The 22280-nt window shown below is 46.5% G+C and carries 18 protein-coding genes; 14 read left to right on the top strand and 4 right to left on the bottom strand.

Translation table 11 applies throughout. From position 1 onward, the window contains the following. Positions 1 to 99: 99 nt before the first annotated feature. From F7Y48_RS10475 to F7Y48_RS10465, 3 genes are all read right to left on the bottom strand, one after another. Entirely contained in the window at positions 100 to 1707 is a 1608-nt protein-coding gene (locus F7Y48_RS10475) for a carboxyl transferase domain-containing protein (protein WP_316683889.1), read from the bottom strand. Positions 1708 to 1821: 114 nt separating this feature from the next. After that, a complete protein-coding gene (locus F7Y48_RS10470) occupies positions 1822 to 2991 on the bottom strand; it encodes an isovaleryl-CoA dehydrogenase (protein WP_316683887.1) in 1170 nt (389 codons plus the stop codon). Positions 2992 to 3036: 45 nt separating this feature from the next. Beyond that, positions 3037 to 3423 carry a MerR family transcriptional regulator gene (locus F7Y48_RS10465; RefSeq protein WP_014233972.1) on the bottom strand — a complete coding sequence of 129 codons (387 nt, stop codon included), beginning with the start codon at positions 3421 to 3423 and terminating at the stop codon, positions 3037 to 3039. Between the two features lie 209 nt (positions 3424 to 3632). Between F7Y48_RS10465 and F7Y48_RS10460 the strand changes: the two genes are divergently transcribed. The 14 genes from F7Y48_RS10460 (at position 3633) to choV (ending at position 21415) form a co-directional block, all read left to right on the top strand. Then, positions 3633 to 4811 carry a thiolase family protein gene (locus tag F7Y48_RS10460; RefSeq protein ID WP_316683883.1) on the top strand — a complete coding sequence of 393 codons (1179 nt, stop codon included), beginning with the start codon at positions 3633 to 3635 and terminating at the stop codon, positions 4809 to 4811. A gap of 70 nt (positions 4812 to 4881) precedes the next feature. Beyond that, the gene (locus tag F7Y48_RS10455; protein WP_316683881.1) at positions 4882 to 6375 is read left to right on the top strand and encodes a CoA-acylating methylmalonate-semialdehyde dehydrogenase; all 1494 of its coding nucleotides are present in this window, start codon (positions 4882 to 4884) and stop codon (positions 6373 to 6375) included. Between the two features lie 95 nt (positions 6376 to 6470). Next, complete coding sequence (locus tag F7Y48_RS10450) at positions 6471 to 7625, top strand: acyl-CoA dehydrogenase family protein (protein WP_316683879.1); 1155 nt, start codon at positions 6471 to 6473, stop codon at positions 7623 to 7625. A 49-nt stretch (positions 7626 to 7674) separates the two neighbouring features. Continuing rightward, positions 7675 to 8451 (top strand): enoyl-CoA hydratase, encoded by a 777-nt coding sequence (locus F7Y48_RS10445; RefSeq protein WP_258508498.1) that lies wholly within the window; start codon positions 7675 to 7677, stop codon positions 8449 to 8451. A gap of 10 nt (positions 8452 to 8461) precedes the next feature. After that, a complete protein-coding gene (locus F7Y48_RS10440) occupies positions 8462 to 9592 on the top strand; it encodes an enoyl-CoA hydratase/isomerase family protein (protein WP_316683878.1) in 1131 nt (376 codons plus the stop codon). An 18-nt stretch (positions 9593 to 9610) separates the two neighbouring features. After that, positions 9611 to 10507, top strand: coding sequence for a 3-hydroxyisobutyrate dehydrogenase (gene mmsB, locus F7Y48_RS10435; RefSeq protein ID WP_316683876.1), 897 nt, complete (start codon positions 9611 to 9613; stop codon positions 10505 to 10507). 9 nt (positions 10508 to 10516) lie between these two features. Continuing rightward, positions 10517 to 11275, top strand: a complete 759-nt coding sequence (locus tag F7Y48_RS10430) for an SDR family oxidoreductase (protein WP_005392559.1) — start codon at positions 10517 to 10519, stop codon at positions 11273 to 11275. Between the two features lie 456 nt (positions 11276 to 11731). After that, positions 11732 to 13753, top strand: coding sequence for a diguanylate cyclase (locus tag F7Y48_RS10425; RefSeq protein ID WP_395205795.1), 2022 nt, complete (start codon positions 11732 to 11734; stop codon positions 13751 to 13753). Positions 13754 to 14360: 607 nt separating this feature from the next. After that, a complete protein-coding gene (gene betI, locus F7Y48_RS10420) occupies positions 14361 to 14960 on the top strand; it encodes a transcriptional regulator BetI (protein WP_005392557.1) in 600 nt (199 codons plus the stop codon). Between the two features lie 18 nt (positions 14961 to 14978). Continuing rightward, positions 14979 to 16439 (top strand): betaine-aldehyde dehydrogenase, encoded by a 1461-nt coding sequence (gene betB, locus F7Y48_RS10415; protein WP_316683872.1) that lies wholly within the window; start codon positions 14979 to 14981, stop codon positions 16437 to 16439. Positions 16440 to 16620: 181 nt separating this feature from the next. Further along, positions 16621 to 18336: a choline dehydrogenase gene (gene betA, locus F7Y48_RS10410; protein WP_316683870.1), complete on the top strand. Its 1716-nt coding sequence runs from the start codon at positions 16621 to 16623 to the stop codon at positions 18334 to 18336. A gap of 38 nt (positions 18337 to 18374) precedes the next feature. Beyond that, on the top strand, positions 18375 to 19313 hold the full coding sequence (locus F7Y48_RS10405; RefSeq protein WP_005392553.1) for a choline ABC transporter substrate-binding protein: 939 nt from the start codon (positions 18375 to 18377) through the stop codon (positions 19311 to 19313). Between the two features lie 78 nt (positions 19314 to 19391). Further along, positions 19392 to 20234: a choline ABC transporter permease subunit gene (gene choW / locus F7Y48_RS10400; RefSeq protein WP_005392552.1), complete on the top strand. Its 843-nt coding sequence runs from the start codon at positions 19392 to 19394 to the stop codon at positions 20232 to 20234. 2 nt (positions 20235 to 20236) lie between these two features. After that, entirely contained in the window at positions 20237 to 21415 is a 1179-nt protein-coding gene (choV, locus tag F7Y48_RS10395; protein WP_316683867.1) for a choline ABC transporter ATP-binding protein, read from the top strand. 103 nt (positions 21416 to 21518) lie between these two features. Here the strand turns inward: choV and F7Y48_RS10390 are convergent, their stop codons facing one another. Next, on the bottom strand, positions 21519 to 22175 hold the full coding sequence (locus F7Y48_RS10390; protein ID WP_316683865.1) for an NAD(P)H-dependent oxidoreductase: 657 nt from the start codon (positions 22173 to 22175) through the stop codon (positions 21519 to 21521). Positions 22176 to 22280 lie beyond the last annotated feature (105 nt).

Raw genomic sequence — 22280 nt, 5'->3', positions numbered from 1 at the left:
TTCCTTTGTCTGACATTTCAGTCTGTATTTCAATGCTCGCTAACCATTACTTGTTAAACATCGGTATTCGCGAGGAGTTAAGGTTTGCCTTGCATCCGACTACATACGGAAGATGCCAAATTTACTGTCTGATATCGGCGCATTAAGCGCAGCAGACAGAGCAATGCCGACAACATCACGGGTTTTCGCAGGGTCAATAATGCCGTCGTCCCACAGGCGTGCACTGGCGTAGTATGCATGGCTTTGAGTCTGATATTGCTCCGCAATTGGACGTTTGAACGCTTCTTCTTCCTCCGCGCTCCAGCTTTCGCCTTTGCGAGTTTTGATATCGCGGGTCACTTGCGCCATCACGCCAGCCGCTTGCTCTCCACCCATGACGGAGATGCGCGCGTTTGGCCACATCCACATCATGGTTGGATCATAAGCGCGGCCACACATGCCGTAGTTCCCTGCGCCATACGAGCCACCAATCACTACGGTAAACTTCGGCACGTCTGCACACGCAACAGCAGTTACCATTTTCGCACCATGTTTGGCGATGCCTTCGGCTTCGTACTTCTGACCGACCATAAAGCCCGTTATGTTCTGCAAGAAAAGTAGAGGAATTTTGCGTTGTGCGCACAGCTCAATAAAATGCGCACCTTTCTGCGCCGATTCCGAGAATAGAATGCCGTTGTTAGCGACAATGCCAATCGGCATTCCGTGAATATGAGCAAAGCCACAGACCAAGGTTTCACCGAACAAGGCTTTAAATTCATCAAATTGTGAATCATCAACAATTCGGGCAATGACCTCTTTGACATCAAACGGCTTTTTAAGATCGGTTCCGACGATGCCGTACAGCTCTTGCGCAGTAAAGCGTGGTTCCTGTGGCGCTTTTTGCTTGAGTTGGACGGGTTTCAAGTGGTTGATTTGTGAAACCGCTTGTCTTGCCAGTTCTAACGCGTGGTGATCATTTTCTGCATAATAGTCGGCTACGCCAGACGTTCGGCAGTGAACGTCTGCGCCACCAAGATCTTCCGCGCTGACTTCTTCGCCTGTTGCTGCTTTTACCAGAGGAGGGCCAGCTAAGAAGATCGTACCTTGTTCTTTGACAATGATGGAAACGTCACACATGGCAGGAACGTAAGCACCGCCAGCGGTACATAGCCCCATGACCACCGCAATTTGCGGGATACCCTTGGCTGACATTCGGGCTTGGTTGTAGAAAATGCGGCCAAAATGGTCTTTGTCTGGGAAGACCTCATCTTGGCGGGGGAGGTTAGCGCCGCCAGAGTCGACTAAGTAAACACAAGGCAACTGACACTTCTCTGCGATTTCCTGTGCGCGTAAGTGCTTTTTCACCGTGAGCGGGTAGTAACTGCCGCCTTTTACCGTCACGTCGTTGGCAACGATCATACACTCGGTGCCGTCAATCACACCAACACCCGCTACTACGCCCGCGCATGGAACGTAATCTGGATACACATCCCAGCCAGCAAACTGACCGATTTCTAAAAAAGATGAACCGGGGTCGAGTAGGGCAAGAATGCGCTCACGTACCGGAAGTTTGCCTTTCTTCTGCTGATGCTCGCGTGCTTTCTCACCGCCACCATCTTCGATTTGCGCGGTCACGGTATAGAGTTGATCCACAAGCGACGCCATAGAGCGGTAGTTTTCCTGATACTGCTCTGAATGGGTATTAATATTGGTCGTCAAACAAGCCATAAATAGCCGATCTCCATTCGGTAAACGGGTGACACCACCCGTCTTTATCTATGTTGAATAAGATTTAGGTTGAATAAGGAAGTTATTTAGAGTCAGAGCGCCTAGGTATGATGATTAGGCGCTTTCGTTAAACAATTCGCGACCAATAAGCATGCGGCGAATTTCTGAAGTGCCCGCACCAATTTCATATAGCTTGGCATCACGCAACAAACGACCAGTATCAAACTCGTTGATGTAGCCGTTACCGCCAAGTAGTTGAATCGCATCCAGTGCCATCTTGGTTGCCAGCTCTGCGCTGTAGAGGATCGCACCAGCAGAATCTTTACGTGTGGTTTCACCGCGATCACAAGCAGCAGCAACGGCGTAAACATACGCTTTAGCGGCATTCATTTGCGTGTACATATCAGCGATTTTTGCTTGAACTAGCTGGAATTCACCGATGGATTTACCGAACTGTTTGCGGTCGTGAATGTAAGGCACAACGATATCCATACACGCCTGCATGATGCCAAGTGGACCACCGGCAAGTACCACGCGCTCGTAGTCGAGGCCGCTCATCAATACTTTCACGCCTTGGTTTTCTTCACCGAGAATGTTTTCAGCAGGGACTTCGCAGTTTTGGAATACCAATTCACAAGTGTTCGAACCGCGCATACCTAATTTGTCGAGCTTTTGCGCTTGAGTGAATCCCGGGCATCCACGTTCTACGATAAAGGCCGTGATGCCTTTAGAATTCTGGCTTGGATCGGTTTTGGCGTAGACAACATAGGTGTGTGCATCCGGGCCGTTAGTGATCCACATTTTGTTGCCATTTAGCAGGAATATATCGCCTTTACGTTCCGCTTTAAGTTGCATAGAGACTACATCAGAACCTGCTCCGGGCTCACTCATTGCTAGTGCACCAATATGTTCGCCAGAGATGAGCTTAGGTAGGTATTTCTCTTTTTGCGCTTGTGTGCCGTTGCGGTGGATTTGGTTGACACAAAGATTGGAGTGAGCACCGTAACTTAACGCAACCGAAGCGGATGCTCGACTGATTTCTTCCATAGCGATAACGTGGGCGAGATAACCCATGCCTGCTCCACCAAACTCTTCGCTGGTGGTCACACCTAAAAGACCCATGTCACCCAGTTTGGACCAAAGATGGTTTGGAAAGTCGTTAGATTGGTCGATAGATTGCGCTAGCGGCGCAATTTCTCTTGCAGCAAAACTATTGATTTGCTCGCGAAGCAAATCGGTATTTTCGTCATAAACAAAGTTCAGGGAAGAGTAGGTAGATTTCATTGCGTGTCCTTGCCTTTACGTCACCTACATCCCAGAGTTGAGGTGTTAGGTGACTTTTTCGCCTTTCATGGTTCTCAGTGTGTTTTGGCATCGCAACTGCGCAGCATTTAACTCCATCATTACCGCTTGAATGTCGTTTGCTTGCTGTTGCAATGCTGCCTTCTTCTCTTCGATCAACCGAATCATATAGTTCAACTGCTCAGTACTTTGATCGGTATCGTAGAGTTCAAATAACTCTTTGATATCTGCAAGAGAAAAGCCCAATCGCTTACCTCGCAAAATCAGTTTTAGTCGAATTCGATCGCGACCATTGTAGATTCGTGTGTTGCCTTTACGTTCCGGAGTTAGGAGACCTAAATCTTCGTAGAAGCGAATACTTCGGGTAGTAATGTCGAACTCTTTCGCGAGCTCGCTGATCTTAAATGTGTTCATTCCTTAACCTTACGACTTTCGTATAACATTCATACGAATATACAATTCGTTAACGTTAAAGTAAACAAACAACATCCACTCTTGAGCCTTGATATCACTCGCATTTACTCGAAATAAAATAATCACTCGAACAAACAATAACCTCAAACTTGACGTTAACGTAAATGTTAGTATAGTTATGACGTAAACGTCAATAAAAGGTTAATGGAATGAAAAATGAAACATGGATTGTTGCCGCCAAGCGAACGCCTATCGGCTCTTTTCAAGGTGCATTAGCTTCAACAGATGTCACAGAACTCGGTGCGAAAGCCATCCAAGGGGCACTAGCCGAAAGCCAACTCGATGTGCAAAAAATAGACGAAGTGTTGATGGGATGCGTTTTACCCGCCGGCGTGGGGCAAGCGCCAGCAAGACAAGCAAGTCTTAAAGCAGAAATGCCACAATCGATCGGTTGTACGACACTGAATAAAGTCTGTGGTTCGGGTATGAAAACCGTCATGCTGGCACATGATCTTATTCAATCTGGTAACGCGCACGCGGTTATCGCTGGCGGTATGGAAAACATGTCCTCTTCTCCTTATCTACTTAAGAAAGCGCGTGATGGTTTCCGCTTAGGCCATGAGCAAGTGCTTGATCATATGTTTTATGACGGTTTGCAGGATGCCTACCAAGGCGAATTGATGGGTGTCTTTGCCGAACAAACCGCGCAAAAGTATCAGTTCAGCCGTGAAAGTATGGATATCTGGGCGCAGCAGTCTGTGACTCGTGCGCAGCAAGCGATTGAGCAAGGTTTGTTCAAAGAAGAGATCGTGCCTGTTAACGTAAAAAGTCGACGCGACGAAACCTTGGTGGTAGACGATGAGCAACCGAGCAAACTCGATGTCAATAAAATTCCCACCTTACGACCTGCGTTTGCCAAAGGTGGCGGCGTAACGGCAGCAAATTCCAGTTCTATTTCTGATGGTGCATCGGCAATGGTATTGGTTGATAGTGAATTTGGCCGTCAGGAAAACCTTCAACCTCTAGCCAAAATTGTCGCGTACAGCACGCATGCAAGACAGCCTGATGAGTTCACCATCGCACCCGTATTCGCGATTGAAACGCTGCTGGAAAAAACGGGCTGGGACAAATCAGACGTGGACCTTTGGGAAATCAATGAAGCCTTTGCCGTTGTTGCTCAATACGCGGTGAAAGCACTCGAATTGGACGAGAGCAAAGTGAACCCTCGCGGCGGCGCTTGTGCGTTGGGGCATCCAATTGGTGCGAGTGGTAACCGAATCCTCGTGACTTTGATTCACGCTCTTAAACAAACAGGCGGCAAACGTGGCGTTGCATCGCTTTGTATTGGCGGCGGCGAGGCAACCGCTATCGCGATTGAAATCTGCTAAATCACTCTCAACAAAGTTTCACTTACATAACAGTAGTCAGTAACAAGCTGAAAAATACAAGGATGTCATCATGACAGAACAAGTAAAGCAGTATATCGGTGGTGAATTTGCCATCTCCGATTCAAAACAATGGCTAGATGTAACCAACCCGGCAACCAACGAAGTGATTGCACAAGTACCTTGTGCCACGGAATCGGAAATGAATGCGGCGATTGCCAGCGCAACAGAAACGTTCAAGCGTTGGAAAGAAGTCGCTGCGCCGGAGCGTGCGAGATTGATGCTACGCTACCAACACTTGCTAAAAGAGCAACACGATGAGTTGGCGATACTGCTTTCAAGTGAGACAGGCAAAACTCTTGCGGATGCAAAGGGTGACATTTGGCGCGGGATTGAAGTGGTAGAACAAGCGGCGAACATTTGTAGCTCAATGATGGGCGAAACGGTTGAGAGTGTCGCAACCAATATTGATGGTTACTCTTACATTCAACCGCTTGGTGTTTGTGCGGGTATTACTCCGTTTAACTTCCCTGCGATGATCCCTCTATGGATGTTCCCAATGGCGATCGCTTGTGGCAACACCTTTATTTTGAAGCCGTCAGAGCAAGTGCCACTAACGGCAATGAAACTGGCGGAGCTGTTTGAACAAGCAGGTGCACCAAAAGGTGTTTTGCAAATTGTTCACGGCACCAAAGAGCAAGTCGACCGTATTCTGACTGATCCAGTCGTTCGTGCGATCTCTTTTGTCGGCTCAGTGCCAGTTGGTGAGTACATCTACAAAACGGGTACGGACAACCTAAAGCGCGTGCAGTCATTTGCGGGTGCGAAGAACCACATGGTCATCATGCCAGATGCAAACAAGCAGCAAGTGATTAATAACTTGGTTGGCGCGTCCGTCGGTGCCGCAGGTCAGCGTTGTATGGCGATTTCGGTGGCAGTATTTGTCGGCGAAACCAAAGAATGGATTCCAGAGCTTAAAGAGGCGTTAGCTCAGGTTCAACCTGGCGCGTGGGATGATAAAACCGCCGGTTATGGTCCGCTGATTAGCCCTCAAGCGAAGCAGCGAGTGGTGAATCTGATTAATGAAGGCAAAGCGTCAGGCGCGAATTGTGTTCTGGATGGGACAGATTGCGAAGTATCTGGCTTCCCGAACGGTAACTGGGTCGGTCCAACACTGTTTACCAATGTGACGACAGACATGTCGATTTATCAGGAAGAGATTTTCGGGCCTGTACTGTTAACTATGGAAGTGGATGACCTAGATGAAGCTATTGAACTGATCAATGCAAACCGCTTTGGTAATGGTACGTCTATTTTCACGGCGAACGGCGCAGCAGCGAGAAAGTATCAGCACAACATCGAAGTGGGTAACGTAGGCGTCAACGTGCCGATTCCAGTGCCTTTGCCGTTCTTCTCGTTTACGGGTTGGAAAGGCAGCTTCTACGGTGATCTGCATGCTTACGGCAAACAAGCGGTTCGCTTCTACACCGAAACGAAAACTGTCACTGCGCGTTGGTTTGAAGATGATATTCCAAGTGGTCCAAACATGACTATTCAACTTAGCTAATTACTGGATTAGCGATACCTCTAGCCAAGCCCTTCAACCCTTTAGAGGGCTTGGGTCGGATAAAAATGCAACGAATTAGACCTTAGGACTTCAAGATGGATTTTGAATTAAACGAAGATCAACTCGCGTTTGCCGAAGTAGCAAAGCAGTTTGCAGACCAAATGTTAGCGCCGCACGCGGCCGAGTGGGATGAAAACCATCATTTCCCTAAAGATGTACTGCGTCAAGCAGGTGAACTTGGTTTTCTGAGCATCTATACGCCGCCAGAGCATGGTGGTTTGGGATTGTCTCGTTTGGATGCGGCGATCATTTTCGAGCAGTTGGCTATGGGTTGTACCGCGACTACTGCGTTTATGACCATTCACAACATGGCGACGTGGATGATCACCAGCTTTGCCAAAGCCGAAGTGGCGCAGCAATTTAGCGCGGATCTAATTTCGGGTGAAAAGCTCGCTTCCTACTGTTTAACCGAACCTAACGCCGGCTCTGACGCCGCTTCTCTAACTACTAGCGCAGTGCGTGATGGTGAGGAGTTTGTCTTGAATGGCGCAAAAGTGTTTATCTCGGGCGCGGGTGATACAGATGTTCTCGTCGTGATGGCGCGTTCGTGTGGTGAAGGAGCGGGTGGCGTTTCTGCATTCGTTGTTCCTGCTGATTGCGAAGGCATTAGCTACGGTAAAAAAGAAGCCAAAATGGGTTGGAACTGCCAGCCAACTCGCATGATTACCTTCGAAAATGTCCGCATTCCGGCTGACTATCTGTTGGGTGAAGAGGGAGAAGGCTTTAAGTTCGCCATGCTTGGCCTTGATGGTGGTCGAATCAATATCGCTACTTGTTCCGTCGGTACTGCGCAACAAGCACTGAACGAAGCAAAGCAATACATGAACGAACGCAAACAGTTCGGCCGTTCACTGGCGCAATTTCAAGCGTTGCAGTTCAAGCTTGCTGATATGGCGACTGAGCTGGTCGCTGCGCGTCAAATGGTGCGACTCGCTGCCGCTAAACTCGATGCCCAGCACGCAGAAAAGAGTGCCTACTGTGCCATGGCAAAACGCTTTGCTACTGATGTGGGCTTTAAGGTCTGTGACCAGGCACTGCAAATTCACGGTGGGTATGGCTACATCAAAGAATATCCAGTCGAGCGCCATTTCCGAGACGTTCGTGTTCACCAAATTCTTGAAGGTACCAACGAAATCATGCGTCTGATCGTCGCAAGACGATTACTAACGGAAGGCGTTGAGCTGCTTTAGTCAGCGAGACACAGCCTTACCTAAAGAAATTAAAAAGGACTGAGAGATTATGACGGCACAAATCAAATTAGAGCGCGAAGCGCACATTGCCAAGCTCACGATTAGTAATCCGCCAGCGAACACTTGGACGCTTGAATCTTTGAATCAGCTTAAAGAGTTGGCAATTGAACTTAGTAATGATCGCTCTATTTATGCGTTGGTTTTAACAGGCGAAGGCGAGAAATTCTTTTCTGCTGGAGCAGATCTTAATAACTTTGCATCGGGTGATAAATCACAAGCAGCAGACATGGCGTTCGCATTTGGTGAAGCGTTTGAAGCGCTGTCTGCATTCGATGGGGTTTCTATCGCAGCGATTAATGGCTATGCGATGGGCGGCGGTCTGGAAGTGGCGATGGCGTGTGACCTTCGTATCGCAGAAGAACAAGTACAAATGGCACTTCCTGAAGCATCGGTAGGTTTGTTGCCGTGTGCGGGAGGGACACAAAACCTGACCGCGTTGGTAGGTGAAGGTTGGGCGAAGCGCATGATTCTGTGTGGCGAACGAGTGACGGCCGAGCGAGCGGAAAAAATTGGTTTAGTCGAAGAAGTGGTGGCGAAAGGCCAAGCACTGGATGCTGCGATGGCACTTGCACAGCGCGTTGCTGGCCAATCGCCGAAATCCGTGTCTGCGTGCAAAACGCTCATTCAAGGTCGACGCAGCCAAACTCACGCTTCTGGATTGGTTTTGGAGCGTGAACTGTTTTTACAGCTGTTCAATACACAAGATCAGACTGAGGGTGTGAATGCCTTCTTGCAAAAGCGCAAGCCACAATGGACAAACAGCTAGCGGAGGCCAAATGACAGGTACAGTAAATGTTTCAAAACTTGAGTGCGCTGATGGTTCTGTTATTGGTGTGCTGGAACTTGATAATCCAGCTGCTCTCAACGCGTTGAGTTACGTGATGATTGAGAAGTTGTACAAACAGCTTAATGAATGGCAAATGGACGACAGTATCGTCGCGGTCTTTTTGCATGCCAAGGGTGAAAAAGCGTTTTGTGCTGGCGGCGATATTCAAGCGATCTACCGTGCACTTGAAAACAAAGAGCAAGATTTTGATTCTGCGTTTTCAGCCATGGAGACCTTCTTTGACCTCGAATATCGCTGTGATCATCTTATTCACACTTATCCAAAACCGATCATCGCGTGGGGGCATGGTTATCTGATGGGCGGCGGTGTGGGCTTATTTATGGGCGCAAGTCATCGCGTAGCAGAAACCACCACACGCTTTGCGATGCCAGAGATTAAAATCGGCCTTTACCCAGACGTAGGCGCGACGTACTTCCTAAATCAGTTACCAAAACATTTGGCACTTTTCTTAAGTTTGACGGCTTGCCAAATTAACGCGACAGACATGAAAGCGTTGGGATTAAGCCAATGGATTGCAAAGCCAGAAAGCAAACAAGCACTGTTGGATCTGCTTACATCCATAAGTTGGAAAGGTGAAGCGAACATCAACGAAAAAATCGCCAATACGCTGCGTTCGGTACAAGTGGACGAGCCAAGCGAAGGGATGTTGATGCCATATGCGGGATTGATTGATCAGCTTTGTTCGGGGGATTTAGATTCGATTGTCCGCGCAATCAGCAGTGCTGACGTTGATGACAAGTGGTTCGTCAATGCGCAAAAAGCATTGAACTATGGCAGTCCGTTGTCGCTCAATATCACCTATCAGCAGTTAACGCAGTATCAAAATCTCTCTTTAAAAGAGTGTTTTGATATGGAATTTAACCTGACGCTACGTTGCGGCTTAGAAGGTGATTTTAGAGAAGGGGTTCGTGCGCTGATTATCGATAAAACCAATCAACCGACTTGGCAACATCGCACGGTTTCTGACGTAACGCCACAAGTTTTGGAACGCTTCTTCGCGCCAATTGATTCAGCAGAATACCCACTGACCGCATCCTCGGTTGCCACTGTGGTACTTTAGACAAGGAAGAAATACGACATGGATAAAATTGCATTTATTGGCCTTGGCAACATGGGCGCGCCTATGGCTAAGAACCTACTTACAGCGGGCTTGAACGTCGAAGTGTTTGATTTGAATCCAAACGCTGTGGCAGAACTTACCGCACTTGGTGCGTCGAGTGCAGATTCGGTAAAACAAGCCGTTCAAGGTGCGAGCGTGGTGTTCACCATGCTACCTGCTAGCCAACACGTTCAAAGTGTTTATCTTGGTCAAGACGGGATCTTAGATAGCGTAGATTCTGGAACGTTGCTAATCGACTCTTCGACCATCGATCCAGCGACCGCTCGTTTGGTTGGCGAAAAGGCGCTGCAGCTTGGCTTCAGCTTTGTTGATGCACCGGTATCTGGTGGCGTTGCGGGCGCAGCGGCAGGTACGTTGACTTTCATTGTTGGCGGCTCACAAGAGAACTTTGTTCAAGCCAAGGTGGTGCTTAGCCACATGGGCAAAAAAATTTTCCATGCAGGTGATGCCGGAGCCGGTCAGGTGGCGAAGATCTGCAATAACATGATGTTGGGCATTTTGATGAGCGGCACTTGTGAAGCACTCAATTTAGGCATGGAAAACGGACTCGATCCCAAAGTGCTGTCTGACATCATGCTGCAAAGTTCAGGCCGTAACTGGGCGCTAGAGCTTTACAACCCGTGCCCAGGTGTGATGGAAAACACGCCTGCAAGCAATGGTTATCAGGGCGGCTTTATGAGTCAGTTAATGGCGAAAGATCTCGGTCTTGCGATGGAAGCGGCGGTTGCCAGTCAAACATCAACACCAATGGGCAGCTTGGCTCGTAACCTGTTTAATTTTCACAACGGTCAGGGCAACGGACAAAAAGATTTTTCAAGCTTGTTTGAGTTCTACCAAAAGCAAAATCAGGCCTAAGGAGTGCTTATGGATCTAGCAAATAAGGTTATTGCGATCACGGGGGCCGGGCAGGGGCTTGGTAAACAAATGGCGCTGTCGCTAGCGGAAAGCGGTGTTCACCTTGCGCTTATCGACCTCAATTCAGACCAACTGGCTGAAACGAAAGCGGAGTGTGAATCTTTCGGCGTCACCACTCGTTTTTATGTAGCGAACGTGACGGAAGAACAAGAAGTGTGCGCTGCTTTTACGCAAATTGAAGCGGATTTCAAACAGCTCAATGGCGTGATCAATAACGCAGGCATTATGCGCGATGGCATGTTCATCAAAGTTAAAGATGGTCAGGTTAACGCGATGTCGCTGGAACAATTTCAGTCTGTTATGGATGTGAATGTGACAGGCACTTTTCTGTGTGGCCGCGAAGCAAGCAAGGTAATGCTGAACACCGACAGCAAAGGCGTTCTGATCAACATATCTAGCGTCGCGCGTGCGGGGAATATTGGTCAAACTAACTATTCTGCATCCAAAGCGGCGGTAGCCACCATGGCGACGGTGTGGGCGAAAGAGTTAGGGCGTTTCGGAATTCGCTCAGTAGCGATTGCTCCGGGTGTCATCAAGACTGCCATGACGGACCAAATAAAACCTGAAGCGATGGAGCGTTTAGTTAAAATGATTCCTGTCGGACGCTTAGGTCTTGCTGATGAAATTTCTTCGACCATCAAATACGTGTTAACCAATGAGTTCGTGACTGGAAGAGTATTCGAAGTCGATGGCGGAATGCGAATGTAGCCCCTCCTCATATTAAAAAGGGGAGCGAGCTTGATTGTCCGCTTCCTTCCTCCTTTCTTATATTGTTTCTATCGATAATTTTTAATGGATGTTTTAGCAACGGCTGCTGTACCGATTACATTTACAACTCTTTTGTATTTTTGGTATGAATAAGTGCTCTCGTGTTAATTTTTATGTAAATACATTAATTCACAATCAAGACAATTATTTGTCTCATTGATGAGATTTTGCTTCTTGGGGTATGAAAAACACTCTTATTGATTATATTGTGACCGAAAACCATTTCGACATCTAAAGATGGTGATTTATTATTCAGCGCAAAATACATGGGAATATGAGGCTGGCTGAATAACCTTCAGCTACCTTAATAATAAAATAACCAGAATTCTCTATTACACTGAAGTAACTACCCATTAGGGAAGAGCAATAATGTCACTATTTCATTCGCTTAGGACGATGCCACTACTATTGGGGTGTCTGTGTCTTTCTATTCAGGCATCCGCAGAAAAGGTTGAACAAGAAGGTAAGTTTTTACAGTCGCTAGAAGGCATTGAAAATCAAATTTACGCATTACCTCAGAGCTCTTTGGCTTTGATTGAGGCGTTAGAAGAAGACTCTCTACTACAAAATCAACCAACAGAGCTACTGGTACGTTATTGGCTTGCAAAGTCCACGGTTCTAGAGCTACTTGGGCGCGCGGAAGAGAGCCAAAACGTCGCACAAAAAGGGTTGGAACTTGTGCGTCCACAAAGCCATGAGCATCTCTTATTTAAGTTGATTCAGATGCGAACTATGGTCGGAAAGAGCGATATCGATACCGCGCTTTCTTCGTTGGATAGTTTGTTGGAAACATCGCGTGAAAATGGCGATAAGCAGCTCGAGTCGGAGATCCTGTTGCTAAAAGGACGTTACTACGATGAACAGGGCGAGTTTAAAAAATCCTATGCCGCAATTATGTCGTCAATGGATGCGGCTGAGTCCTCTGGCGTTCAAGGATTGGTCGAACGGGCGGCGCTAGAGCTTGGTGACGTACTGGTCAAAATTCAGGGCTATGACCGTTCAGAAGCATTGTTGGAACAAGCGTACCGTTATTTTAGGGATAGACGCATGTCGTTCAATGAGCTGCTGAGCGTCTTAACGATAGCAAAGCTTCATAAGGCACAGTTCCAATACGAAGAGGCGATTGTATCGTATCAGAGAGCGCTAAAGCTCGCGCAAATCATTGGTGACGGGCGCTTTAGGTTTCGAGTTAATCTCGAGCTTGCTGCGTTATACCGTGAGACGAACCAAGAAAATAAGATGGTTCACCACTTAAAGTTGGCGGAGAACTTACAGTATAGAGAAACCTCTAGCGCCTACTTAGCTACATTTAAGCTGTTGCAAGCCGAATATATGCTAGAACAGAAGCAGTTTGAGACACTTCTAGCGATGATCGCGCCTATGTTGCCGGAAATTATCGAGAGCCGATATGTTAAGCAACAGCAAATGGAACTACTAAAAGTGGCTGCCATGGCCTACGCGGGAAGCAATGACTTTAAATTAGCGTATAAAACTTACGGCAACTATCACGATAAATTCATCCAATTTAGCAACCAAAGAGAAGTTGAAAATCTTGAGCGCCAGCAGACGTTATTTGAGTTGGAACGACTTGAATATGAGAACGAAGATCTCAACTGGAACAACGTGTTGCAGCGTATGGAACTGGAAAATAACCGTCGTACCTTTTATCTATTGGGTGAAGCGCTACTAGCACTCATTGGTGTTCTCTTTATGATGGCAGTGGTATTCCTTGTTGTGAATCGATCACGTTTAAGAATGCGCCGCCTAGCAAAGACAGATACGTTGACAGGGTTATTCAATCGCCGTTTTTTAGAAGATTGGTTCACTAAACCCGTAGAGACGAAACGTGAACGCAAAGAAAAGCCGACGCCTCAATCTAAGCAAGAAAAGGTGCAGCATTTTGTGTCTGAGCAAGTCGAGCAAGTTAAGTACGGCTACCTAGCTTTAAACAAATGGGTGGATAGCAAACTCGATAAACAGAAAATGGTGCCAAAGAAGCCGCAGTCGGGGCCGGTAAGTTTAGCGCTAATCGATGTAGATTATTTTAAACAGGTAAATGATACCTATGGGCATGTGTTCGGTGATGCCGTACTAACAGGCGTTGCCAAAGTGCTAGAAGAGACGGTGCGTGAAAATGACATTGTTGCACGCTTTGGTGGTGAGGAGTTTGTTGTTGTGATGCCCAATACCGATCATGAAGACTCTCTCATTACCGCTGAACGATTACGTAGCGCTTTATCCTTACATGGGTTCGTCACGGAACAGAATGAAGAAGTGAGAGTGACCTGTAGTTTTGGTGTTGTGACGACTGAAGATAGTGAGATGAATTTTAAATCACTCTGTGATCAGGCAGATAAATTACTTTATCAAGCTAAAGCGGATGGACGTAACTGCGTGAAAGGGCGCAAGCTGACCTAATAAAATCAAGAATGCAGGCTCATCAAACGGTGAGCCTGAACTTATCCCTCCCATTTACTTTGATAGCCAAGTAACTTTGAGATCCTTGCTTCGAATACAAAACGCTGAATCTAACATCTTAAAGTCACTTGGCGATATCACTTAAAAATGGCTTAAGGATATCGAATCGCATATTCATGGCGTTCAATATAACCTCTCTTTTTGCCTCCTTCACCTTCAAAGTGCGAATGCCACTTGTGTCTACAAAACTATAACAAACTACTAGTGTGTCTATTCTTTGTACAAACAAACCGTGTACAGGTGAAATGATTAGTGGTCGATATAAATTTTTTGTGGCACAGATTTTTGTTGTTCAAAAATCAACTCGTTCATCATCGTTCTAAAAACGGAGTAAGGTTTAAGTCGTTGATTTTATTTGTCTTATTTGTTTGTTCTTAAATTAAAATCTAGTTATCCCGACAAGTTCTTGCCGAGCAATTTTGCGTACACCATCAACTTTCCTTCCTTTGTTAATAACCTTTTTCTTAAAAAATGATTTGAGTTCGAACTAATTTTCAGGCATTTTATATTTAACTAACCGTTCAATTAAAAATAACAAGGACGCAAAATGCCAAAGGTGGGGATGCCTGAAATCAGAAAACCACAGCTGGTGAAAGCGACAATGTCAGTGATTGATAGAGTCGGTTTACACGCTGCGAGTATTTCGTTAATCAGCAAAGAAGCCGGAGTATCAACGGGGATTATCAACCACTATTTCGGTGGTAAGCACGGATTGCTGGAGGAAACGATGCGCGAAATCTTGCGTCAGCTTTCGTCTACTATCACACAGAAGTTACGTGAGCTGCCAAGTGATGCTCATCACCAAAGAATTAATGCCATCATTGACGGTAACTTTGTCGGCTATCAGGCAGAAAACCAAGTTGCTAAGACTTGGCTAGCGTTCTGGTCGTACTCAATGCATGACGAGCAGCTTAAGCGTTTGCAGCGTGTCAATGAACGACGTTTATTGTCCCACCTAAGAAAAGAACTCAAAGCATTATTAAATGCAGAGCAGGCCGAACTGGTTGCTCATGGTATTGCGTCACTTATTGATGGTATTTGGCTGCGCGGAACGCTCAACCCGCAAGGCATTGATGCAGAAAGAGCGAGAATCATCATCAACGACTATCTCGACAAACAACTTACGTTTTATTCTGAAAAAATATAAAAGTCACAGGTCTTCAAAATGGAAATGAAAGCACACTATATCAATGGTGCGATGTACAACGGGTGTTCAGATGAGCACTTCACCACTTACAATCCGGCGAATGGTGAGCCATTGGCCAACATTAAACAAGCGAACCAAGACGATCTCGAAGCGGCGATTGAGTCGGCAAAGAAAGGTTTTGCTGCATGGTCAGCAATGACTGCGATCGAGCGTAGCCGTATTTTACACAAAGCCGTTGCCATTTTACGTGAGCGTAATGACGAGCTGGCTGCATTAGAAGTGGCAGATACTGGTAAGCCAATTCAAGAAGCTATCGCGGTTGATATAACAACAGGTGCCGATGTTCTTGAGTACTATGCGGGTCTTGCTCCAAGCTTGCAAGGTGAACAGCAGCCACTCAGCGAAGACCAGTTTTTCTACACACGTCGCGAGCCATTGGGCATTTGCGCAGGTATTGGCGCTTGGAATTATCCAATTCAAATTGCGATGTGGAAATCGGCGCCAGCGCTGGCTGCGGGCAACGCTATGATCTTCAAACCATCAGAAGAAACACCATTAACAGCGCTCAAGCTAGCAGAAATTTATTCAGAAGCGGGCATGCCAGATGGCGTATTTAATGTCGTACAAGGGGATTACCGAGTAGGGCAGAAGCTAACGGCGCATCCTGAAATCGCAAAAGTATCGTTCACGGGCGAATCAGGCACCGGTAAAGTCGTCATGAGTGACAGCGCTAAGACACTAAAACAAGTAACGATGGAGCTGGGTGGTAAGTCTCCACTGATTATTTTTGATGATGCAAAGTTAAACGATGCCGTTTCTGCGGCCATGGTGGCGAACTTCTACACGCAAGGTGAAGTTTGTACGCACGGTACACGCGTGTTTGTTCATGAAGGTATTTATGATGACTTTATCGCACAACTTAAAGCTCGAACTGAATTGTTAGTTGTCGGCGATCCGCTTGATGAGAACACGCAAATTGGCGCGCTGATCTCTAAAGATCATGAATCGAAAGTACTAGGAGCGATTGAAGCCGCGAAAGCGAGTGGCGCGACGTTACTGACTGGTGGCTACAAAGTAACAGAGAATGGCTTAGCCAATGGTAACTTTGTTGCTCCAACCGTATTTGTCGATTGCGATGATGACATGAGCCACGTTCAGCAAGAAATCTTTGGTCCGGTAATGTCAGTGCTGAAATTCCGTGATGAGTCGGAAGTGATTGCGCGTGCAAATGGCACCGATTATGGCTTGGCTGCAGGCGTATTTACTCAAAACCTATCTCGTGCCCACCGCGTGATTCATCAAATTCAAGCTGGTATTTGTTGGGTGAATACATGGGGCGACTCACCTGCGGAAATGCCAGTTGGTGGCTACAAACAATCAGGTGTTGGCCGTGAAAACGGTGTCGAAACCCTTAAACATTACACGCAAACGAAGAGTGTTCTGGTTCAGCTAAGCGACTTCGAAAGCCCTTACAAATGATACCAATCGTAGTAGATAACTGACCACTTTAGCTTGTTAAAATGCTCGATAACTGCGTTGTCAATTTTGATTGTAGGCTAACTACTTATCGAAAATTTCCGCCTTGTTCTCAAGCATTTTTCCTACGCTAATTTCGTTCACTTATCTACTGTGATTGGTATTAACTCCTAGGAGAATCAAAATGCAACAACACTACGATTATATCATCGTCGGTGCGGGTTCGGCCGGCTGTGTGTTAGCGGATCGCTTAAGTGAAAGTGGTCAATATTCGGTCCTATTACTCGAAGCGGGTGGGTCGGATAAAAGTATTTTTATCCAAATGCCAACGGCGCTTTCTTACCCTATGAACACTGAAAAATACGCGTGGCAGTTTGAGACAGTTGAAGAGCAAGGGTTGGATGGCCGTCAACTTCATTGTCCTCGCGGGAAAGTTCTGGGCGGTAGTTCGTCGATCAACGGCATGGTTTACGTTCGTGGACACGCTTGTGACTTTGACCAGTGGGAAGAGGAAGGCGCGAAAGGCTGGAATTATCAATCGTGTTTGCCTTATTTCCGTAAGGCAGAGTCTTGGATTGGTGGTGCTGATGAATACCGAGGCGATAACGGTCCAGTCGGCACATGTAACGGCAACGATATGAAGATCAATCCGCTGTATCAAGCTTTTATTGATGCAGGCAAAGAAGCGGGCTACCCAGAAACAAAAGATTACAACGGTTATCAGCAAGAAGGCTTTGGCCCAATGCACATGACCGTTGACAAAGGCGTACGCGCTTCAACCTCTAATGCATACTTAAGCCGTGCTAAAAAACGCAAAAACTTCACCCTAATGAAGCGAGTGACAGTTCATCGCGTATTACTAGAAGAAACAGGCGCAGAAGGCAAGAAAGCGGTTGGTGTTGAATTCGAAAAGTCAGGTTCAGTTCAGCAATGTTTTGCGAATCATGAAGTGATTTCGAGTGCTGGTTCGGTTGGCTCAGTTCAGCTGTTGCAGCTTTCAGGCATTGGCCCTAAAGAAGTATTAGAAAAAGCAGGCATTGAGGTGAAACATCCGTTGGAAGGGGTAGGTAAAAACCTGCAAGATCACTTAGAAGTGTACTTCCAATATCACTGTAAGCAACCTATCACACTCAACAGCAAATTAGGTTTGGTGAGCAAGGGCTTGATTGGCACTGAGTGGATATTAACTCGCAAAGGCCTTGGGGCTACTAACCACTTTGAATCATGTGCGTTTATCCGGTCTCGTGAGGGACTAAAGTGGCCAAATATTCAATATCACTTTTTGCCAGCGGCAATGCGTTATGACGGACAAGCTGCTTTTGACGGTCATGGTTTCCAAGTACATGTTGGACCTAACAAGCCCGAAAGTCGCGGTTCGGTCGAAGTTGTCTCTGCGAATCCGAATGATAAGCCGAAGATTGAGTTTAACTATATTTCCACTGAACAAGATAAGCAGGATTGGCGTGATTGTATTCGCCTTACTCGCGAGATCCTCAATCAGCCAGCCATGGATGAGTTTCGTGGTGATGAGATCCAGCCGGGTCTGAATATCACAACGGATGAGCAAATTGATGAATGGGTGAAGCAGAATGTCGAGAGTGCTTACCATCCATCTTGTACCTGCAAAATGGGCGCAGACAATGACCCATTAGCGGTTTTGAATGAGCGATGCCAAGTACGCGGTATTCAAGGCTTACGTGTGGTGGACTCTTCTATTTTCCCAACCATTCCGAACGGTAATTTAAATGCGCCAACTATTATGGTGGCAGAACGCGCCGCGGACATGATTTTGGATAACGCCCTGGAAACGTCGAACAACGCACCAGTTTGGATTGCACCGAACTGGCAAGAGATGCAACGAATGCATCCGCCAAAAAGAGATCTCGATTCGATCTCATAAAAACGAAAAAAGTCAGTAATCATTACAAGGAATTCAATATGTCTAAGATGACAAAAATCTTCTCAACAATCGCACTAAGTACTTTAGCAACAGGCGCTTATGCCAACCAATGTGAAACGGTACGTTTTGCAGATGTAGGTTGGACCGACATTACGGCGACCACCGCCGTGACATCTGAGCTGCTAAAAGGGTTGGGGTACAAAACGAAGACCGATCTACTATCGGTACCTGTTACTTACTCTTCTATGGCCAATGGCGATATCGACATTTTCCTAGGTAACTGGATGCCAACAATGGAAGGTGACATCGCGAAATACCGTGATGCAGGTACCGTTGAAACCGTACGAGCGAACCTCGTCGGCGCAAAATACACACTCGCGGTTCCAAAATACGTTTATGACGCAGGCGTGACCAACTTCGCTGATCTAGTAAAACATGCCGACAAATTTAAAGACCGCATTTACGGCATTGAACCAGGTAACGATGGTAACCGCTTAATTCAGTCAATGATTGATAGCAACGCATTCGGCCTAAAAGACTTCAGCCTAGTTGAATCCAGTGAAGCAGGCATGGTGTCTCAAGTATCACGTGCTGCGCGCCGCAACCAATGGATTGTGTACCTAGGTTGGGCCCCGCACCCAATGAACAGCAACGTTGAAATGGAATACCTAGCGGGTGGTGACGACTTCTTCGGCCCTAACTACGGCGGCGCGAATGTGTACACAAACGTACGTAAAAACTACCTTGCTGAGTGTCCAAATGTAGGTCAGCTAGTGAAAAACCTAGAATTCAACCTAGAAATGGAAAACGAATTGATGGAAGCGATTCTCAACCAGAAGCAGAAACCGTCGAAAGCAGCGCAAGCATGGTTGAACGCAAACCAAGAACAAATTGAAGCGTGGCTAGAAGGCGTTAAGACGGTGGATGGTCAAGACGCAGTAACAGCGATTACAAACTATTTAAAAACCAACGCTTAATTTAGCAGTTTTTAAGCGCGTTTTTTTGAAAAAGAAAGTGGGCAGTCATGCCCGCTTCATTAACACAAAGGTTTTATTTTGAATTTTATTACGGACAACAAACTACCGTTGGGCCAATGGATGGAAACTGGCGTCGATTGGTTAACCATCAATGCATCGGGTTTCTTCGATGCAATCTCTATTACACTTGAAACGATCATTCTTTTCGTGGTGGACATTTTTAAATGGATGCCACCTGCAGCGCCAATCATTATGACGGCGGCAATTGCTTGGTTCTTACACCGCAGCATTCCGCTTGTCGTATTCATCGTGTTGGCCTTGCTCGCAATTCTCAACCTTGGTTACTGGCAAGAAATGCTGGAAACCTTTGTCCTTGTGTTTGCAGCGACAACGATTTCCGTATTAATTGGCGTGCCGTTGGGCATTATGGCGGCACACCGTCCTTGGTTATACACCTTGTTGCGACCAATCCTCGATTTGATGCAGACCGTACCGACATTCGTTTACCTAATTCCAACCTTGGTTCTGTTTGGCTTAGGTATTGTCCCTGGTCTAATCTCGACCATCATTTTCGCTATCGCTGCGCCAATTCGATTGACGTACCTCGGTATTATTAAAGTGCCGGAGGAGCTACTTGAAGCGGGCAAAGCATTTGGTGCAAGCCGCATGAAGCTGCTGTTTAAGGTAGAGTTACCTGCGGCATTACCAAGTATTATGGCCGGTGTTACGCAATGTATTATGTTGTCTCTCTCTATGGTGGTCATTGCGGCACTTGTTGGTGCTGATGGACTTGGTAAGCCAGTCGTACGTGCACTGAATACCGTAAACATCTCGCAAGGTTTTGAAGCGGGTTTAGCGATTGTACTCGTCGCCATCATTCTTGACCGCTTGTGTAAAGCACCAAACCAGAAGGAGGCTTAATCATGGACGCTATTACTATTCAAAATCTTGATGTGGTTTTTGGTCAGCAGCAGTCACAAGCGTTAGCACTACTAGACCAAGGCAAGTCTCGACAAGAAATCATCGACGACACTGGCCAAGTGGTTGGGGTTGATAATGTTTCGCTGAACGTGAAACAGGGTGAGATCTGTGTTTTGATGGGGCTTTCAGGCTCGGGTAAATCAAGTTTGCTGCGAACAGTTAACGGGTTGAACGAAATTTCTCGTGGCTCTCTGAAAATTAAAGACGGCGACGACATGGTTGAGCTCTCTAACTGTGACGAACAGAAGTTGCGCCACCTTCGTACTCACCGCGTATCCATGGTGTTTCAGAAGTTTGCATTGATGCCATGGTTAACGGTATTGGATAACGTTGCGTTTGGTCTAGAAATGCAAGGCATTGGCAAAGCAGAGCGCCGTAAAAAAGCGCGTGAACAGCTCGAAATGGTCGGTTTGTCTGAGTGGGAAACGAAATTCCCGCACGAGCTTTCTGGTGGTATGCAGCAGCGTGTTGGCCTAGCGCGAGCGTTTGCGATGGACACTGATATCTTGTTAATGGATGAGCCGTTTTCAGCGCTTGACCCATTGATTCGTGCTCAGCTTCAAGATGAATTGATTCTGCTTCAAGAAAAGCTAAACAAAACCATTCTTTTTGTGAGTCACGACTTGGATGAAGCGCTTAAAATCGGTAACAACATCGCCATTATGGAATCAGGAAAGTTGATTCAACACGGCAAGCCAGAACAGATCATTCTTGCTCCAGAAAACGATTATGTGGCTGACTTTGTTGCCCACACTAATCCATTGAACGTACTTAAGGGACGCTCTTTGATGCGTGACGACTTAGTTCGTGAAGATGAGCGTGTTCTGATTTGCCCTGACAAAGATATTTGGGTGACCCAAGAGAGCAAAGGCTTAAGCTTAGCGGATACAGATAAGTCGTTGGTTCAATGGAAGAGCGATTCTTCGAACCTTGATGAGGTAAACGAAAATTCTCTGGTTCAGGTTAGCCCGGAAATCAGTATGCGAGAAGCGATTGAGCTTAAGCAGCGCAGCAATCAGCCTCTGCTTATGGTGGAGGACAACCAGTTAGTTGGTGTGTTAAGCGACAACGAGCTTTACGATGCATTGCTTGGTAACTTTAAGTCTGAGCAAGTGGCATAAAGTTAGAGTAGAGTTGAAGCCTAGCTAAAAAAGAGCCGCACATTAGTGCGGCTCTTTTGGTTTTAAACAATGAGTTAAGTAGTTAAGCTAAGGAAACGGTCGACTATAGAGTCGTAATTACGTCATCCAATGCAAGGCGTGCTTTTGGAAGACCATGATTATAATCTTCCCCATCTTTATGGTAGCCAATCGCCAGTGCAACTTCACAAATATGGCCCTCGAGCTCTTCTTTAAACTCTTCTCCAATCAGAGCCGGATCGACACCTTCCATCGGTGTTGAGTCAATGCCTAGTCGTGCCAATGTGTGTAGTAGGTTGCCTAGTGCCAAATAGACTTGTGCTTTTGTCCAGTTTCCGTTGAAGCCATTTTCGTCCGTATTTGCATCGGCAAAAGCGTAGGCGCCCATAAAGTTGTTGTACATTTCCGCCGGTAGGTGGCCAGACGTTACTTCGGCATCCACACGTTTCGCGAACTTCTCTTTGGTGAAGTTTGGATCGTACGCAAACAGAATCGTATGTGACGCGGCTTTCGCGTGTGGCTGGTTAAATTGGTGCATATTTGCAAATGTATCGTGGAAGCGTTGCTTGGCCTCATCACTTTCAATCACGATGAATTTCCACGGTTGCGAATTAATTGAAGACGCTGAAAGACGGAGTGCTTCTTTGATGATTGCCATATCTTCTTGAGAAACGCGTTTGGTTTCGTCGTATTTTTTAGCAGTGTAGCGGCTGTTTAGATCAGTAATGATTTGATGAGACACGTTTGTATCCTTTTTATTTTTGTGACAAATGAGGATGCGCTTAGCATCGACAACCATGCGTACCTCGAATATGGATTCATAATACGGGATATTTTTTCATTGATA

This window comes from Vibrio sp. 2-1-2a (assembly GCF_032648565.1).
GTDB classification, from domain to species: Bacteria; Pseudomonadota; Gammaproteobacteria; order Enterobacterales; family Vibrionaceae; genus Vibrio; species Vibrio diabolicus.
The sequence above is the reverse complement of the archived record's forward strand: the minus strand, read 5'-3'. Positions and strand labels throughout refer to the sequence as shown.